The sequence below is a fragment of the Mammaliicoccus lentus genome (assembly GCF_002902755.1).
Taxonomy (GTDB): domain Bacteria; phylum Bacillota; class Bacilli; order Staphylococcales; family Staphylococcaceae; genus Mammaliicoccus; species Mammaliicoccus lentus.
Genome location: NZ_PPRS01000044.1, coordinates 1 through 17,317, shown reverse-complemented (window position 1 = coordinate 17,317; position 17,317 = coordinate 1). Strand labels below are relative to the sequence as shown.

General features: G+C 32.8%; 17 protein-coding genes. 7 read left to right on the top strand and 10 right to left on the bottom strand.

Going from position 1 to position 17,317, the window contains the following annotated elements:
• Positions 1–363: 363 nt before the first annotated feature.
• From mnhG to kapB, 8 genes are all read right to left on the bottom strand, one after another.
• Positions 364–705, bottom strand: a complete 342-nt coding sequence (mnhG, locus tag CD135_RS11045) for a monovalent cation/H(+) antiporter subunit G (protein ID WP_017000045.1) — start codon at positions 703–705, stop codon at positions 364–366.
• Complete coding sequence (locus CD135_RS11040) at positions 683–973, bottom strand: Na(+)/H(+) antiporter subunit F1 (protein WP_017000046.1); 291 nt, start codon at positions 971–973, stop codon at positions 683–685. Before CD135_RS11040 ends, mnhG begins: the two co-directional genes overlap by 23 nt.
• Positions 970–1,452, bottom strand: coding sequence for a Na+/H+ antiporter subunit E (locus tag CD135_RS11035; RefSeq protein ID WP_017000047.1), 483 nt, complete (start codon positions 1,450–1,452; stop codon positions 970–972). Before CD135_RS11035 ends, CD135_RS11040 begins: the two co-directional genes overlap by 4 nt.
• On the bottom strand, positions 1,452–2,945 hold the full coding sequence (locus tag CD135_RS11030) for a Na+/H+ antiporter subunit D (protein WP_064205105.1): 1,494 nt from the start codon (positions 2,943–2,945) through the stop codon (positions 1,452–1,454). Before CD135_RS11030 ends, CD135_RS11035 begins: the two co-directional genes overlap by 1 nt.
• Positions 2,935–3,279, bottom strand: coding sequence for a Na(+)/H(+) antiporter subunit C (locus CD135_RS11025; protein ID WP_017000049.1), 345 nt, complete (start codon positions 3,277–3,279; stop codon positions 2,935–2,937). Before CD135_RS11025 ends, CD135_RS11030 begins: the two co-directional genes overlap by 11 nt.
• Positions 3,279–3,707 (bottom strand): Na(+)/H(+) antiporter subunit B, encoded by a 429-nt coding sequence (locus CD135_RS11020; RefSeq protein ID WP_017000050.1) that lies wholly within the window; start codon positions 3,705–3,707, stop codon positions 3,279–3,281. The genes CD135_RS11025 and CD135_RS11020 overlap by 1 nt, the downstream gene beginning before the upstream one ends.
• Positions 3,688–6,099, bottom strand: a complete 2,412-nt coding sequence (locus tag CD135_RS11015) for a Na+/H+ antiporter subunit A (RefSeq protein ID WP_064205104.1) — start codon at positions 6,097–6,099, stop codon at positions 3,688–3,690. The genes CD135_RS11020 and CD135_RS11015 overlap by 20 nt, the downstream gene beginning before the upstream one ends.
• Positions 6,100–6,252: 153 nt before the next feature.
• Positions 6,253–6,630, bottom strand: a complete 378-nt coding sequence (gene kapB, locus CD135_RS11010; RefSeq protein ID WP_070045168.1) for a sporulation phosphorelay system protein KapB — start codon at positions 6,628–6,630, stop codon at positions 6,253–6,255.
• A gap of 76 nt (positions 6,631–6,706) precedes the next feature.
• Between kapB and CD135_RS11005 the strand changes: the two genes are divergently transcribed.
• The 6 genes from CD135_RS11005 to CD135_RS10980 all read left to right on the top strand — a co-directional run bounded on the left by CD135_RS11005 (position 6,707) and on the right by CD135_RS10980 (position 12,772).
• The gene (locus CD135_RS11005) at positions 6,707–7,300 is read left to right on the top strand and encodes a peptidylprolyl isomerase (protein ID WP_017000053.1); all 594 of its coding nucleotides are present in this window, start codon (positions 6,707–6,709) and stop codon (positions 7,298–7,300) included.
• A gap of 83 nt (positions 7,301–7,383) precedes the next feature.
• Positions 7,384–7,584: a hypothetical protein gene (locus CD135_RS11000; RefSeq protein ID WP_064205102.1), complete on the top strand. Its 201-nt coding sequence runs from the start codon at positions 7,384–7,386 to the stop codon at positions 7,582–7,584.
• 488 nt (positions 7,585–8,072) lie between these two features.
• Positions 8,073–8,453, top strand: coding sequence for a S1 domain-containing post-transcriptional regulator Ygs (gene ygs, locus CD135_RS10995; protein WP_017000055.1), 381 nt, complete (start codon positions 8,073–8,075; stop codon positions 8,451–8,453).
• 160 nt (positions 8,454–8,613) lie between these two features.
• Positions 8,614–10,158, top strand: coding sequence for an L-glutamate gamma-semialdehyde dehydrogenase (pruA, locus tag CD135_RS10990; RefSeq protein ID WP_070045166.1), 1,545 nt, complete (start codon positions 8,614–8,616; stop codon positions 10,156–10,158).
• Positions 10,159–10,228: 70 nt separating this feature from the next.
• Positions 10,229–11,419, top strand: a complete 1,191-nt coding sequence (locus CD135_RS10985; RefSeq protein WP_064205101.1) for an ornithine--oxo-acid transaminase — start codon at positions 10,229–10,231, stop codon at positions 11,417–11,419.
• Between the two features lie 108 nt (positions 11,420–11,527).
• A complete protein-coding gene (locus CD135_RS10980) occupies positions 11,528–12,772 on the top strand; it encodes a Glu/Leu/Phe/Val family dehydrogenase (RefSeq protein ID WP_017000058.1) in 1,245 nt (414 codons plus the stop codon).
• 301 nt (positions 12,773–13,073) lie between these two features.
• Here CD135_RS10980 and argH read toward each other — a convergent pair whose 3' ends face one another.
• Both argH and CD135_RS10970 read right to left on the bottom strand, forming a co-directional pair.
• Positions 13,074–14,447: an argininosuccinate lyase gene (argH, locus tag CD135_RS10975; RefSeq protein ID WP_064205100.1), complete on the bottom strand. Its 1,374-nt coding sequence runs from the start codon at positions 14,445–14,447 to the stop codon at positions 13,074–13,076.
• Positions 14,444–15,646 carry an argininosuccinate synthase gene (locus CD135_RS10970; RefSeq protein WP_017000060.1) on the bottom strand — a complete coding sequence of 401 codons (1,203 nt, stop codon included), beginning with the start codon at positions 15,644–15,646 and terminating at the stop codon, positions 14,444–14,446. The genes argH and CD135_RS10970 overlap by 4 nt, the downstream gene beginning before the upstream one ends.
• 204 nt (positions 15,647–15,850) lie before the next feature.
• Here CD135_RS10970 and CD135_RS10965 point away from each other — a divergent pair, with 204 nt between their 5' ends.
• Positions 15,851–17,188, top strand: a complete 1,338-nt coding sequence (locus CD135_RS10965) for a glucose-6-phosphate isomerase (protein WP_017000061.1) — start codon at positions 15,851–15,853, stop codon at positions 17,186–17,188.
• Positions 17,189–17,317: the final 129 nt, after the last annotated feature.

Below are 17,317 nucleotides of genomic sequence, written 5' to 3'. Positions count from 1 at the left end.
ATCTGCTAAAAATCAAACAGATTTATTTTGTTAATACATTCTAAAAAACCAAAGGTTGATTACTTCTAAAGATATTACACATAAATATGGACTTGACTATTAATTAAGTCAAAAATCCAATAAGAACGTGTTTAGTTGGATTAATTAAGTCAAAAATCCAATAAAGCGCATTTAGTTGGATTAATTAAGTCAAAAATCCAATAAGAACGTATTTAGTTGGATTAATTAAGCCGAAAATCCAATAAGATCCTACCAAACTCAAATCTATTTAATTATCATACACTTTGACAAAATCAGAAATAAATAACCTCACAACCTGAGATTTAACTCAAAGGTTGTGAGGTTTTATTTTAAGAAAAGTATTTATTTTGCGTCTTTTAAATCGTCTCTAACTGTTCGTTCTGTTGGTTTGACGCCCATATAATATGCGCTTCTTGTTACTAAGTGACCAGCTAATGGTCCAGTAATAAAGATGAATATAATTCCTAACAACAGTTGAACATTAAAGTGGCCTTCTTTACCGATAAAGTAAATAAGTACACCGGTTAATATTAACATGACACCTAAAGTAGAAGCTTTTCCTGATGCATGTGCTCGAGAGAATACATCTGGCAACCTTAGAATACCTAACGCAGCAAAGAAACTGAAACAAGCGCCTACGACCATCATAATAATTGAAATACTAATAATTATCGTCTCTATCATTTTCAATGATCTCTCCTTTGTCCATAAATTTCGCAAATGCTGCAGTACCTAAGAATGCTAAAATACCTATTAATAACAGAATAACGAATAAATATCTTGTATTCATCACTACGGAAAATAAAGCAATCATAGCCATTAAAGTAATACCTAATGCATCAAGAGCAATAACTCTGTCAGCTAAAGTAGGACCGATTATGACTCTGGTAAGTATGCCTATCATAGAAAGTGCGACGATGATGATTGCAATAATTACGAATATATTTATCATCGTACGCTCACCTCCTTGATTGCTTTTTCAAATGAATCTTTAATAGTACTAATTTCTGAATCAATATCAGAAAAATCTATTGAATGAATATATAGTGTTTTTTGATCATCTGAAATTGCAACTACGATTGTACCCGGCGTTAATGTTATTAGTTGAGAAAGTAATGTGATTTCCCAATCTTTTTTTAATTCTGTCGGATACGCAAAGAATGCGGGTTCATTTTTTATTTCTTTTTGGATGACAATTTTAATGACATCTATATTTGCTAATACTAATTCTTTCATGAATATACCGGCTAAAACTATCGTTTTCCAAACTGGTCTTAAATATAAATGTTTACCCGGTAGTAATGGTAAAGCAGCTAAAACGAATAAAATACCAAACAAATATCCAAATATAAATGCGCCAAATGTGTATGTTTCTGAAAGCATCATCCAAAGTGCAGCTAATAGAACATTAATGAGTACTTGTATAGCCATTAATAATCGCCTCCTAACGCATTTACATATGTTTCAGGATTGTAGAATGGTAAAGCAGCTTTTTCAATTAAAGGATATAACATGTCGGCACCAAGACCAAATAATATCGCGATTATTGTGATAGCAATACTTGATATCATTAATTTCTTCATTGGTAATTTTGGATTATACGTATAACCTTTTTCTTCTCCCCAAAATGCCATTAAGAAAATACGAACTACTGAATATAAAACAAATAAACTAGAAAGTAGTACGACGATACCACTTATATAATAACCATTATCAAAGGTCGACATGACAATCATGTATTTACCATAAAATCCGCTTAATGGTGGAATACCTGCTAATGAAAGTGCAGCAACGAAATAGAACCAACCTAATACCGGATAATTCTGTATAAGACCGCCGAATTTTCTTAAATCAGGTGTTCCAGTAATTTTTATAATAATACCAATTAATAAGAATAAAGCAGCTTTAATGATCATATCGTGAAGTAAGTAATAAATACTTCCTATCATACCTGTTTTGTCCATCATAGCTGCGCCAATTAAAATTACACCTATTGCAATCATAATATTATAAATAATAATTTTCTTAACATCATAATAAGCAATTGCACCAATACAACCCATAATAATTGTAAGGATGGACAATACAATTAAAGTGTTAGTAATAAATTCACTATTTGCTGAATAGAATAGGCTAAATGTACGCATAATTGCGTATACACCTACTTTTGTTAATAAAGCTCCGAATAAAGCGATGATAGGTATCGGTGGAGCATAATAAGCTCCAGGTAACCAGAAGTATAATGGGAACATACCTGCTTTTGTAGCAAATACAAATAAAAACATTATAAAAGTGATGACAACGATGTTTAAATCTGTGTTCGATAGTTCTGCTAATTTAACATGCAAGTCTCCCATATTTAAAGTTCCAGTTATGGAATACAACATACCGACTCCAGTTACAAAGAATGCAGAAGTTAACACATTAACAAGTATGTATTTAATACTTTCTTGTAACTGAATCTTTGTTCCTCCAATAACTAAGAGTAGGTAGGAAGACATTAAGAATACTTCAAAGAATACGAACAGGTTAAATAAGTCGCCTGTCATAAAGGCACCATTAACACCTGTTACCATCATTGATATACCGAAATAATAGAAATATTTTTCACGATGCAATCCGATAGATTGATGAGAATATAATATTACAATTAGTGTTATTAATAAGCTGACACTTACTAATAATGCGCTGAGCATATCAACGTAAATGACAATGCTGTAAGGGACAGGCCAACTACCTAAGTTTAATGTTTGTGTCCCGTACAAATAAATCATGTTGATATTATATAAACTAACTAGAAACGCTAATACAAATCCAACTAAAACGATTTTTCGTTTTAAATATGGTCTGTGACCAGCAAAAATCAATGTTACAGCAGTTAAAAAAGTAATGACAAGAGGTACAATAATCATGTTACTTATCATCTTTCGGTACCTCCTTCATTTCTTCAAGATTATCAGTTCCTAGTTCTTTATAACTTCTGAAGGCAAGAACTAAGAAGAATGCAGTAACAGCAAATGAAATAACAATTGCTGTTAAAATTAGCGCTTGAGGAAGCGGGTCTACATAGCTTTTTATACCTGATTCTTCAATAGGTAATGCGCCTTTTTTTAATCCACCCATAGTTAATAGCATTAAATGCACACCGTGGGAAAGTAGGGTAGTACCAATAATAATCCTAATTAAACTCTTAGAGAGAACTAGGTATACTGATACAGAAATGATAATACCTGCAACGAAAATCATTAATATTTCCATTATTCATTCTCTCCAATCGATAATATGATTGTTATCGCCGTACCGACAACAGCTAATAAGACACCTAAATCAAAAATCATAGCAGTATGCCAATGTACTTCACCAAAGATTGGTAAATGTAATTCACCGAACGCATGTGTGAAGAATGTCTTACCATATGTCCAACTTAGGATAGGTGTTAGAACACATAAAAACAATCCAGTAGCTGTTATAATTTTAAAATCAAACGGAAACATCTTTTTTAATGTTTTAGTATCAAATGCGATACCAATGATGATGACTGCTGAAGATAGTAATAAACCACCAACGAATCCACCACCTGGTGTGTAATGACCACCAAAGAAGATAGAAACAGCATACATCATAAGAATTAGAAAGATGATAATGGCGTTAAACTGAAAGAATACATCATTCGATTGTTTCTTCATGTTCTTCACCTCCATCTTTACCTTTATCTCTTAATTTAATTAATGTGTATATACCTAAACCAGCAATACCTAATACTGCAGATTCAAATAATGTATCAAAGCCACGGAAGTCAACTAGAATAACGTTTACCATATTTTTACCTGCAGCAAGGTCGTATACATTATCTTTATAATATTGTGAAATAGAATCAAAGTGTCTATTACCGTAAGCAATTAAGCCAAGAATAATTACTCCAATACCTACACAAATTGAAATAATGAAATTACCTAATTTAAATTTACGATCCTCATCATGCCTACTCATCTTAGGTAAGTGGTAGAAACATAATAAGAATAAAGCAGTTGATATCGTCTCAATCGATAATTGAGTTAACGCTAAATCTGGCGCTCCGAAAAATACAAAGAATAATGCAACAGAATAACCTACTGATGCAAGCATAATAATGCTGAATAATCTTGATTTTGCTAGTACGATACAAAAAGTACTAATAAGTATTAAAGCAATTAAAATAAGTTCATAAGGTCTAATACTGCTTATATTATCAAATACAAAACTAACAGGATGTGTAAATAGTGTTAGAGCCGTGATAATAATAAAGAATGCAAAAATGTACATAAGATAAGATCTAACAAAACCTGTCATATAACTTTGTGTGATTTTGTTTGATATATACGAACTAAGCTGAATACCTCTGTCGTAATAATAATTAAACGTTAAGTATTCAGGTTGTATATCATAAACACCAACCCATTTTTGAACATTTTTAAATAGTAAGAATCCTACAACAAACACAATAATCGTTCCGATTAGCGCTGGTGTAATACCATGCCAATATGAAATATGTACTTCAGGTTCACTTGCAAATGGAGCAATTGCTCTTACTGCTGGTGCAATAATAGAATTGCTTAAAATGTTTGGGAATAAACCAAATACAACAACTAGTAATGTCAATATACCTGTTGGTAAAAGCATTAAAATTGGTGCCTCATGAGCTTTTTTAGGTAAAGCTTCGGGTTTATATTCACCAAAGAAAATTTCATGAACATATTTGAACGAGTAAACGAATGTGAAAATACTTCCTACTATAGCAACAATCGGTAATAAATAACCAAGAGTTGAAAGTGAAAATACGTCTGCGCTATGTGCATCGAACATTGCTGTTAAAAATAGTTCTTTAGATAAAAAGCCATTAAATGGTGGCACGCCAGCCATGCTTAAAGCTGTAATAATCGTAAATGTGCATGAAATTGGCATAATGGTCATTAAACCACCTAATTTTTTTATATCACGTGTTCCAACTTCATGATCAATCGTACCTGTAACCATAAATAATGCGCCTTTAAATGTCGCATGATTAATAAGATGAAAGACTGCAGCAATTATACTCGCTAAAAATAATTGGCTTGATTCACCAGAATAGTGATAACTAACTGCACCAATACCTAGCATAGACATAATCATACCTAACTGTGAAACAGTAGAGAATGCAAGTATGCCTTTTAAGTCTTGCTGCTTTACAGCATTAAATGATGCCCAAAATAGTGTGATTAAACCTATTGCTGTAACAGTCCAAACAAATCCGCCACTAATGGCAAATATTGGTGTTGTTCTTGCAACTAAATAAATGCCGGCCTTAACCATTGTAGCTGAGTGTAAGTATGCACTTACAGGAGTAGGTGCTTCCATTGCATCTGGTAACCAGATGTGGAAAGGAAATTGGGCTGATTTTGTCATCGCTCCAATTAAAATAAGCACCATAGCTAAAATGAAGTAAGGTGACGATTGTATCGTGTCAGCATTCTGTATAAGTGAAGTAATACTCCACGAATTTCCTGCTAAATAAAGTGAGATAAACCCACCTAAAAGCATTAATCCTCCAAATACTGTTATTAATAATGATTTTTGCGCGCCATAAATGGATGATTGTTTATCTCTCCAATAACCAATTAATAAGAAACTTGAAATTGAAGTAAGTTCCCAGAATAAATAAAGCATGAGTAAATTGTCAGATAAAACAACGCCTAACATTGCACCCATAAACATTAATAAGTAACAATAGAAATTCCCTAAAGACTCACTTTTACTTAAATATGTAATAGAGTAGAGTACGACAAGGGCTCCAATACCAGTAATAAGTGATGCAAATAATAAACTAAGTCCATCTAGATGAACGGCAAAGTTCATTCCAATCCTGGGCATGAAATCCCAAATTACAATAAACGGTTTGTCCGAATCGGGTACATTTATGTATGACATGAAATAAATAAATATAATGACGGGAATCGGTAAAACAAACCAACCTAGATGAACGCCTTTGTAAAATCGATATATTATGGGTATAACGATTGCAAAGATTAAAGGTAATAAAATCATAATATGCATCAAACTCATTAAATAACCTCCCTTCGAAAATACCTAGTTATCATTATACACAATAATCTTAAAGCTTGAAAACACTACCGTTTCAATATTTCAGAATTTTTGTGTTATTTTTAAATATGAAGAAACACGTAAAAATATTTAAAAATTTCTTTTATAAAAAGTTTAAAAATCACTTTTATATTGTCGAGAATAATCTTTTTTTAATTGTTCGATACATTTTAAAGCTTGTTCACTATAAGCATTATTACGTTCTTTCATTTTTTCTTCTAATTCATATAAAGAATTTTTAAGAGATTCAATGTAAGAAGGAACATCTGCTTGATATTCTTTTAAAAATTGAGCTGTCGTATATCTTTTTTCGTATTGACTAAGCGCTTTTCTTTCATGGAAAAATACATTATCTACTTCATTTGGATTGTGTAAATCTCCTTGTCTAGGATGTTTGAGAACAGCAACGACTTTTACGAGCAGTTGATCTCCTTTTTCTTCAATAATTTCTACAACATATTTTCCGGTTTTGTGTGGGAATTGATATAACATGTATGTGTCCCCTTTCTATTAAATTATGTTATGATATCACTATTGTAATTATTTTAACATGAATGGAGAATTATAAATGACAAACTATCCTCAATTAACAAATGAAATACTTGAAGGTGAACGCGTAGTCGAAATGAAAACAACTAAAGGGAATATGACTTTTAAATTATTCCCAGAACTTGCACCTAAAACTGTTGAGAACTTTATTGGTTTAGCTGAGAAAAAATATTATGATGGCATTACTTTCCATAGAGTAATTAATGACTTCATGGTACAAGGTGGAGACCCAACAGGTACAGGAATGGGCGGAGAAAGCATCTTCGGAAGTGCTTTTGAAGATGAGTTTTCTTTACAAGCATTCAATCTATATGGTGCTTTATCAATGGCAAATGCAGGACCGAATACTAATGGATCACAATTCTTCATAGTACAAATGAATGAAGTCCCAGCAAATATGTTGTCACAACTTAAAGATGGTGGTTGGCCAGAAGAAATCATTGATAGATATGCAGAAAAAGGTGGCACACCATGGTTAGACCAAAAACATACTGTATTTGGGCAAATTGTTAAAGGCGAAGATGTATTAGAAGATATTGCAAATGTTAAAGTAGGCGCTAATGATAAGCCAGTTGAAGACGTTGTAATTGAATCAATAGATATTATTCAATAAATCGACATTCAATTGTCATAAAACATACGTTTTATTCGACTTAAACTTTGTTATAATCTAATTGCTAGGGGAGTGGTCGGATTATGATGGAATTTCTTTATTTTCCAGATAACAAATTAGAATATATTCCTGCTGTTGCTACGTTGTTATTGTTTATGGTTTTAGCTTTCATCGTATTTATGATGTTTCGCAAAAAATCAAAAAAAGACGAAGAAAAAATGAAGTCATTTGAAAAAGAAGTAATGAATCATTTAGAGCAAGAGGAGAAAAAAAGTAAAAAATAACAAAGTGAATATTGCATTGTATCAACTTCTCTCAGATTGGAATCCAATGGAATTTGAAAACCAATCACTTGAAGATAGTGAAGTTTATGATTGTATGCATGCAATCAATATATGAAATAGAAAATGTTACTGAACTCGCTCCAAAAACCAAGACATATATGCATTTTCTTTCAACACAACATTAGATAAAGATTCGTGCAAACAAATAGCCATCAAAACAACTGCATTACAAAGTAGCTGTGAAATGTAATATGATTAAGTATTAATTAGAAGATCTGTGAATTATTTTAATTGAAATAGTTCATAGGTCTTTTTGTGTGAAAAAATTAATGAATATTTTATGTATAATAATAAAAATTGATTAGATTACAAGTGTCAATTTACTTATCTATTATTTTCAGAATTATATATCAAATTAATGGTTTATTAAATTTAACTATGCTATGATATAAGAGTTAATAATAATAAGTACAAGGGGTTTTCTAAAAGTGAGAAAACATTATAAAGTCGGTCAATTTGTGAAAGTTAAAGTGACTGGCATTCAACCTTACGGTGCCTTTGTTGAAACCCCTGATCATGTGGAAGGTCTCATTCATATTTCTGAAGTGATGAATGATTATGTTCACAACCTTAACCAGTTTTTATCGGTCGGACAGATTGTAAAAGCTAAAGTAATCAAGGTGGAAAATGATGGTAAATTAAGTTTATCTCTTAAAGAAAATGAGTATTTCAAGCGACAAGAACGTAAGAAAGAAAAGCGTTCAGTATTAGATGAAATACGAGAGACAGAAAAATATGGGTTTCTACCTTTAAAAGAAAGGTTACCTAAGTGGATCAACCAATCAAATAAGCATTTAGAAGACGATTAAATGAACTTTTAATCGTCTTTTTGTATATTTATGTTTAATCTAAAAACCTGTCCTAATATTTGTAAAAAAATAACTTGAAGTAATCTATTAAAATGTGTCATTATAGGAATGTAAGGGGTTTCTTTTTCTGCCCCGTATAAATATAGGGAGGTTTACTTTAATGATTCCGTACAAACATGAACCATTTACTGATTTTACGAAAGAGGAGAATAAGGCTGCTTATTTAGAAGGTCTTAAAATTGTTGAAACATACTTAGGTAAAGAATATCCAATTATTGTTGGAGGAGAAAGAATTTTTACTGATGATAAAACACGTTCTTATAATCCTTCAAATATTGAAGAAACTGTAGGTTTAGTTTCTAAAGCGAGTAAAGAGCACGCTGAAAAAGCAATGGAAGCTGCTAAAGAAGCTTTCAAAACATGGAGAGAAACTGATCCAAGCGTTCGTGCAGATGTACTTTTTAGAGCAGCTGCGATTACAAGACGTCGTAAACATGAATTCTCTGCATTACTTTCTAAAGAAGGTGGTAAACCTTGGAAAGAAGCCGATGCTGATACAGCTGAAGCAATCGATTTTATGGAATACTATGCTCGTCAAATGCTAGAACTAAAAGATGGTAAAAAAGTCGAAAGCCGTCCCGGCGAATATAACAAATATAATTATTTACCAATTGGTGTTAGTGTTGTTATTTCACCATGGAACTTCGCATTTGCTATCATGGCTGGTACAACTGTAGCGCCAGTAGTTACTGGTAACACAGTATTATTAAAGCCATCTTCAAAAACACCTGTTATTGCATATAAATTTATGGAAGTTCTTGAAGAAGCTGGATTACCAAAAGGTGTAGTGAACTACATCCCTGGTTCATCAAGTGAAATTGGTGATTATTTGATCGATCATAAAGATACAAGTTTAATTTCATTTACAGGCTCAAGAGATGTAGGTGTTTCTATATATGAAAGAGCTGCAAAAGTTCAAAAAGGACAAACACACTTAAAACGTGTTATAGCTGAAATGGGTGGAAAAGACACTATTATCGTTGATTCTGAAGGAGATTTAGATTTAGCAGCAGATTCTATCGTTCAATCTGCATTTGGATTCTCAGGACAAAAATGTTCAGCTTGTTCTCGTGTAATAGCAGTAGAAGATATTTATGATGAGTTATTAGATAAAGTAGTGGAACGCACAAATAAATTAACTGTTGGCGATTCGACAGATCATGAAAATTATATGGGACCAGTTATTGATGAGAATTCATTAAATAAAATTAAAAAGTACATAGAAATCGGTAAAAAAGAAGGTCGCATTGTTGCTGGCGGAACTACTGATGGAGAAAAAGGTCATTTTGTACATCCTACCGTAATAGCTGACTTGAAACATGATGACAGAGTGATGCAAGAAGAAATTTTTGGGCCGGTTGTCGGATTTAGTAAAGCAAAAGATTACGATGAAGCAATTGAGTTTGCTAATGATACTGAATACGGATTAACAGGTGGCGTTATTACAAATAACAGAGATAAATTAGAACAAGCACGTCGTCAATTTTTAGTAGGTAACTTATACTTTAACAGAGGTTGTACAGGCGCAATTGTAGGCTACCAGCCATTTGGAGGATTTAAAATGTCTGGAACAGACTCTAAAGCAGGTGGTCCTGATTACTTAGTACTTCACTTACAAGGACGTACTACTTCAGAAATGTTATAATAATGATGGAAAAAAATATAAAGACAGTAGGGCGATTTTGCTCTACTGTTTTAATAGGAGGCGTTTTAATATGACAAAATCACAAGAAATTATTGAACAAACGAATACATTTGGTGCTCCAAACTATTTACCGTTACCAATTGTTATATCAGAAGCAGAAGGTATATGGGTGAAAGATCCAGAAGGAAATCGTTATTTAGATATGTTATCAGCATATTCTGCTGTAAACCAAGGTCATCGTCATCCTAAAATCATACAAGCATTAAAAGACCAAGCAGATAGAGTAACACTTACATCACGCGCATTCCATAGTGATCAATTAGGTCCATGGTATGAAAAGATATGTAAACTAGCAGGTAAAGAAATGGTATTACCAATGAACACAGGTGCTGAGGCTGTTGAAACAGCCATAAAAGCAGCAAGACGTTGGGCTTATGATGTGAAAGGGGTAGAAGATAATAAAGCAGAAATAATTGCGATGAATGGAAACTTCCATGGTCGTACTATGGCTGCAGTATCATTATCTTCAGAAAAAGAATATCAAAGAGGTTACGGTCCATTACTAGGTGGATTTAAACTTGTTGATTTTGGTGATATCGAACAAATCAAATCAGCAATTACACCTAATACTGCAGCCATCTTAGTTGAGCCTATACAAGGCGAAGCGGGTATTAACGTACCAGAAGATGGATACTTAAAACAAATTAGAGAAGTTTGTGATGAAAATAATGTATTATTCATAGCTGATGAAATCCAAGCAGGATTAGGTAGAACAGGTAAATTATTCGCTACAGATTGGGATAACGTTAAACCTGATGTATATATATTAGGAAAAGCCCTTGGTGGCGGTGTATTCCCAATTTCATGTATCCTTGGTGATAAAGAAGTATTAGAAGTATTTAACCCTGGTTCTCACGGTTCTACATTCGGAGGAAATCCATTGGCATGTGCTGTTTCAAATGCAGCCTTAGATGTTATCGTGGATGAAAATTTATCTGAACGCTCACTAGAATTAGGAAATTACTTTAAGTCAGAGTTAGAAAGTATAAATCATCCTGCCATTAAAGAAGTGAGAGGTAAAGGTCTATTTATCGGTATCGAATTAACTGAAGATGCAAGACCATATTGTGAAAAATTAAAAGATTTAGGTATACTATGTAAAGAAACACATGACACTGTTATTCGTTTTGCACCACCTTTAATCATTGATAAAGAAGATTTAGATTGGGCTATTGATCAAGTGAAATCTGTTTTTAAATAAAAAAACTGATAACGTTTACAAAAAACGGTTTAAGACCTTTTAAAAATAACCAATTATGTTACAATTATTTAGAGATTAAAAGTATTTAAAAAAGAGGCGAAGAGGATCATGAGCGAAAATTTAAATTTAGTTACATCGACACAAGAAATTGTTAGTGATGCCCTTAACAAATTAGGTTTTGACGAAGGCATGTATGATTTAATTAAGGAACCACTAAGATTATTAACAGTTCGTATACCAGTTAAAATGGATGACGGGTCTGTTAAGACATTTACTGGTTATCGTGCACAACATAATGATGCAGTTGGACCAACAAAAGGTGGGGTTCGTTTCCACCCAGATGTTGATGTTGAAGAAGTGACTGCCTTATCTATGTGGATGACTTTGAAATGTGGAATTGTAGATTTACCTTACGGCGGGGGTAAAGGTGGAATTGTTTGTGACCCAAGACAAATGAGTATTCACGAAGTTGAAAGATTATCACGTGGATATGTTCGTGCCATCTCACAAATAGTTGGACCAACAAAAGATATCCCAGCACCAGACGTATTTACAAACTCACAAATTATGGCTTGGATGATGGATGAATATAGTCAAATGGACGAATTCAACTCACCAGGTTTCATTACAGGTAAACCAATCGTATTAGGAGGATCACAAGGTCGCGATCGCTCTACTGCTCTTGGAGTGGTTATCGCAATTGAACAAGCTGCTAAAAAACGTGGTAAGACTATTGAAGACTCAAGATTTGTTATCCAAGGTTTCGGTAATGCTGGAAGTTTCTTAGCTAAATTCTTATACGATAAAGGTGCTAAAATTGTCGGTATTTCTGACGCATACGGTGCATTACATGATCCTGAAGGGTTAGATATTGATTACTTATTAGACCGTCGTGACAGTTTCGGTACAGTAACAAACTTATTTGAAGATACAATTACAAATAAAGAATTGTTTGAAATAGATTGTGATATTTTAGTACCAGCAGCGATTGCTAATCAAATCACTGAAGAAAATGCACATGATATCAAAGCTGACATTATTGTAGAAGCGGCTAACGGTCCAACTACAATGGGAGCTACTAAAATTTTAAGTGAACGTGGAATCTTACTTGTTCCTGATGTTTTAGCAAGTGCTGGTGGCGTAACAGTTTCTTACTTCGAATGGGTACAAAATAACCAAGGTTATTATTGGACAGAAGAAGAAGTAAACGAAAAATTACGTGAAAAACTAATTAAAGCATTTGATACAATTTATAATCTCTCTGAAAATAGAAAAATTGATATGCGTTTAGCTGCATATATTGTAGGAATTAAACGTACGGCAGAAGCTGCTAGATATAGAGGTTGGGCATAATATTTTATCCCACAATTTATTAGTAAATAAAAAGGCTGAGACATTTATTGGTGTCTCAGCCTTTTTTATATGCAGTGGATTAGGGAAGCTTGAAAGAGGCTAGTGTGCAAGAGTCCAGAAACAAGCCCGTTAGAGCAAAGAATATATGATTCCGCATTAATTGAGTACTCATTTATTTTACCATGCTGTATTAATAATAAATGATTTTATAAAAAATAAGCATATCACTGTGATTACTGAGAGATTCAGTAGAGTGATATGCTTATTTAATTTAAGCTTACGTCTTAGTCTTACTTTAAATCTATAAAAGCTGTTTAGCTACTTTAATTTGGTGATAGACTGCTTCTTGGCCTGTAGAACCATAACTTTTTCTACGATTCAAACAGTTTTCAGGTTTTAAGTAATCGTAGACGTTATTATCTATTTTGTCATTGTAAGATTTGTAGTGTTCTAGTGGTACATCTAATAAATATTTATTATTTTGAATACACCATAATACAATTTTACCTACTATTTCATGTGCTTCTCTAAATGGTATGTTTTGTTCTACTAGATAATCTGCTAACTCAGTTGCATTAGAAAAATCTTGATGTACTGTTTCATGTAATCTTTCTTCGTTAACAGTCATTGTTGAAATCATACCTTCGAAAATTCTAAGAGAACCTTTTATAGTGTGAACGGCATCAAATAAGCCTTCTTTATCTTCTTGCATATCTTTATTATAAGCAAGTGGTAAACCTTTTAAAGTCATTAACATACTCATTAAATGACCAGTTGTTCGCCCAACTTTACCTCTAATTAGTTCTGCCATATCTGGATTTTTCTTCTGTGGCATAATAGATGATCCTGTAGAGAAACTATCTGAAAGTGTAACGAAATTTGCTTCACTGCTAGACCAAAATATAATTTCTTCTGAGAATCTTGATAAATGTACCATCGTTAAAGAAATATTATGTAGTGTTTCTACGATGTAATCTCTATCGCTTACAGCATCTAAGCTGTTTTCGTATAGATTATCGAAGCCTAATAACTCTTGAGTACGATGTCTATCAATAGGATGTGTCGTGCCACTTAAAGCTGCTGCACCTAGTGGACTCATATCTATACGTTTAATACTATCGTTAAAACGAGATTTATCTCTTTCTAACATCCAAAAATACGTCATAACATGATGTGCAAATGAAATAGGTTGCGCTCTTTGTAAATGAGTATATCCGGGCATTATAGTATCTACATGTTCGTCAGCGATTTTTATAATAGCTTGTTGTAAAGATTCGACTAATTCAATAATTTCATGAACATGCTGTTTTGCATAAAGGTGCATATCTGTAGCGACTTGATCATTTCTGCTCCTGCCTGTATGCAATTTACCACCAACTTGACCGATTTTCTGAATAAGTGCATGTTCAATATTGAGGTGAATATCTTCTAGAGATTCTGATAGTTCAAGGTTATCGTTGTAATAATCTTGTTGAATTTCTTTTAATCCTTGAATAATTTGCTCAGCCTCGTGTTGGTTAATAATATTTTGTTCAGCAAGCATCGTAGCATGTGCAATGCTGCCTTGAATGTCTTGATCAATTAAATTTTTATCAAAATGGATAGATGCATTGAATGCATCTACCCATGATTCGGGATTAGATTCGAATCTTCCTCCCCAAGCTTTTTTTATCATTTTAAAACACCCTCTGTTTCTAATAATGCATTTACTTTAGTTGGTAAACCAAAGATTTCTATGAAGCCAACTGCAGCTTCTTGGTTAAATGCATCTTCTTTAGTATAAGTAGCAAGTTCTTCATTATATAAACTATAAGGTGATTTACGTCCATTGACGATAACATTTCCTTTAAATAATTTAACACGAACAGTACCTGTAACTTGAGTTTGAGTTGAATCAATAAATTGTTTCAAACTTTCTGTTAAAGGTGAGAACCATAAACCGTTATATATTTGTTCAGCTAATTGCTTTTCAATAACTGGTTTAAAGTGTGCAACATCTTTAGTTAAAGTAATTGTTTCTAAAGCTTTATGAGCTTCCATGATTACTTTTGCACCAGGTGTTTCATATACTTCACGAGATTTAATACCTACAAGACGATTTTCAACATGATCTATACGACCAATACCATGTAAACCAGCTATGTGATTTAATTTTAATATTAATTCATCTAATGGATATACTTGATTATTAATAGAAATTGGAAGACCATTTTCAAATACAATTTCCATTTCTTCAGCTGTATCTGGTGTATTTTCAATTGGGTTCGTTAAATCGTATGCATCTTCTGGTGGTGTAGCGAAAGGATCTTCTAAAATACCACATTCATTACTACGTCCCCATAAGTTTTGGTCTATAGAGTATGGTGAATCTAAATTAATTGGAATAGGTATGTTATGTTTTTTTGCATAATCAATTTCTTCTTCACGACTCCATGACCATTCACGAACAGGCGCTAAAACTTTAATGTGTGGCGCTAAAGCTTTAATAGCTACTTCAAAACGTACTTGGTCGTTACCTTTACCAGTACAACCATGTGCGATTGCCATTGCATCTTCTTTTAACGCAATTTCAACAAGTTTTTTTGAGATTAAAGGTCTACTTAAAGCAGATACGAGCGGATAACTGCCTTCATACATAGTATTACCTTTAATTGCATAACCAACGAAATCTTCACTGAATTCTTTAGTAGCATCAATCACATAAGATTGTTCAGCACCCATATCTAAAGCTTTTTGTTGAACAAGTGCTAGATCTTTACCTTCACCAACATCTAAGCAACATGCAACGATTGTATAACCTTTCTCGATTAACCACTTAACTGCAACACTTGTATCTAAACCACCTGAATAAGCTAAAACAACTTTTTTCGACATAATTGAAAACCTCTCTTTGTATTAATATTTAATATCTTGTATATTTAATCGTTGTGTATACACTACCACATAAAAAATGTATTTTCAATAGTAATATTAAATAATTATGCATAAATAAGTGTAGTGTTGCATTTCCATTGAAAGCGTATGAAAACTAGAGTAAAATAGAATTGTTGTTATTCATAAGACAAATAGGAGGATATTATGACACATATTCAATTTGATTATAAAAAAGCGTTAGCATTTTTCGGTGAACATGAACTTGAGCAAACGCACGAAGCAGTAAAAAATATACATCATGTTATACATGATAAAACTGGTGCAGGTAGTGACTTTTTAGGTTGGGTTGACTTACCAGTCGATTATGACAAAGAAGAATTTGATAGAATTCTTAAAGCTTCTAAACGTATTAAAGAGCAATCAGATGTATTGTTAGTCATTGGTATTGGCGGTTCGTATTTAGGTGCAAGAGCTGCTGTAGAAATGTTGAATTCTACATTTGCTAATTATGAAAAAGGTGAAAACCCACAAATAATTTTCGTTGGTCATCATTTATCATCTTCTTATGTACATGATTTAATTCAATACTTAGATGGAAAAGATTTCTCAGTAAATGTTATTTCTAAATCAGGTACAACGACTGAACCAGCTGTAGCATTTAGAATTTTCAAGAAGCTTCTTGAAGAGAAATACGGTAAAGATGAAGCTAAAGAACGCATCTTTGCAACAACTGATAAATCTAAAGGTGCATTGAAAGATTTAGCTACTGGTGAAGGTTACGAAACATTTGTTGTTCCTGACGATGTTGGCGGTAGATATTCTGTATTAACAGCTGTTGGTTTATTACCGATTGCTGCGAGTGGTATAGACATTCAAGAAATGATGAATGGCGCGAGTGCAGCTAGAGAAGACTTATCATCTTCTGATTTAAATGAAAACATTGCATATCAATACGCTGCTATACGAAATATTTTATATGCAAAAGGTTATACAACAGAAATGTTAATCAACTATGAACCTGCATTACAATACTTCAGCGAATGGTGGAAACAATTATTCGGCGAATCTGAAGGTAAAGATTTCAAAGGTATTTATCCTTCAAGTGCAAACTTCACTTCTGATTTACACTCTTTAGGACAATATGTTCAAGAAGGGCGTCGCTTCCTATTTGAAACTGTAGTAAAAGTAGATAAACCTAAACATGATATTACAATTGAAGAAGATAAAGACGACTTAGATGGTCTTAACTTCTTAGCTGGTGAAACAGTCGATTATGTTAATACTAAAGCTTTCCAAGGTACACTATTAGCACATACTGACGGTGGGGTACCTAACTTAGTCGTAAATGTTCCGCAATTAGATGCATATACATTCGGTTATGTTGTATACTTCTTCGAATTAGCATGTGCGATGAGCGGGTACTTATTAGGTGTTAATCCATTCAACCAACCAGGTGTTGAAGCATATAAACAAAATATGTTCGCTCTATTAGGAAAACCTGGATATGAAGATCTTAAAAAAGATTTAGAAGACAGATTATAATATGATGAAAAATCGTGAAAAAAGCCCCCGAATTTTGAAGTGAACCCTGTCAAGTAGACAACTAAATAATAAAAATGTCTTTTTGGTCGAATTCATAGCTAAGCTATGGATTTGGCCATTTTTAATGTA

What these genes read in the sequence shown, in the direction of transcription:
- CD135_RS11030 (WP_064205105.1), bottom strand. Translation starts at nt 2,945, where the DNA reads ATGATAAGTAACATGATTATTGTACCTCTTGTCATTACTTTTTTAACT.
- CD135_RS10970 (WP_017000060.1), bottom strand. Translation starts at nt 15,646, where the DNA reads ATGTCGAAAAAAGTTGTTTTAGCTTATTCAGGTGGTTTAGATACAAGT.
- argH (WP_064205100.1), bottom strand. Translation starts at nt 14,447, where the DNA reads ATGATAAAAAAAGCTTGGGGAGGAAGATTCGAATCTAATCCCGAATCA.
- CD135_RS11015 (WP_064205104.1), bottom strand. Translation starts at nt 6,099, where the DNA reads ATGAGTTTGATGCATATTATGATTTTATTACCTTTAATCTTTGCAATC.
- CD135_RS10980 (WP_017000058.1), top strand. Translation starts at nt 11,528, where the DNA reads ATGAGCGAAAATTTAAATTTAGTTACATCGACACAAGAAATTGTTAGT.
- CD135_RS11040 (WP_017000046.1), bottom strand. Translation starts at nt 973, where the DNA reads ATGATAAATATATTCGTAATTATTGCAATCATCATCGTCGCACTTTCT.
- CD135_RS10965 (WP_017000061.1), top strand. Translation starts at nt 15,851, where the DNA reads ATGACACATATTCAATTTGATTATAAAAAAGCGTTAGCATTTTTCGGT.
- CD135_RS11000 (WP_064205102.1), top strand. Translation starts at nt 7,384, where the DNA reads ATGATGGAATTTCTTTATTTTCCAGATAACAAATTAGAATATATTCCT.
- mnhG (WP_017000045.1), bottom strand. Translation starts at nt 705, where the DNA reads ATGATAGAGACGATAATTATTAGTATTTCAATTATTATGATGGTCGTA.
- CD135_RS11035 (WP_017000047.1), bottom strand. Translation starts at nt 1,452, where the DNA reads ATGGCTATACAAGTACTCATTAATGTTCTATTAGCTGCACTTTGGATG.
- CD135_RS10985 (WP_064205101.1), top strand. Translation starts at nt 10,229, where the DNA reads ATGACAAAATCACAAGAAATTATTGAACAAACGAATACATTTGGTGCT.
- CD135_RS11025 (WP_017000049.1), bottom strand. Translation starts at nt 3,279, where the DNA reads ATGGAAATATTAATGATTTTCGTTGCAGGTATTATCATTTCTGTATCA.
- CD135_RS11005 (WP_017000053.1), top strand. Translation starts at nt 6,707, where the DNA reads ATGACAAACTATCCTCAATTAACAAATGAAATACTTGAAGGTGAACGC.
- CD135_RS11020 (WP_017000050.1), bottom strand. Translation starts at nt 3,707, where the DNA reads ATGAAGAAACAATCGAATGATGTATTCTTTCAGTTTAACGCCATTATC.
- kapB (WP_070045168.1), bottom strand. Translation starts at nt 6,630, where the DNA reads ATGTTATATCAATTCCCACACAAAACCGGAAAATATGTTGTAGAAATT.
- pruA (WP_070045166.1), top strand. Translation starts at nt 8,614, where the DNA reads ATGATTCCGTACAAACATGAACCATTTACTGATTTTACGAAAGAGGAG.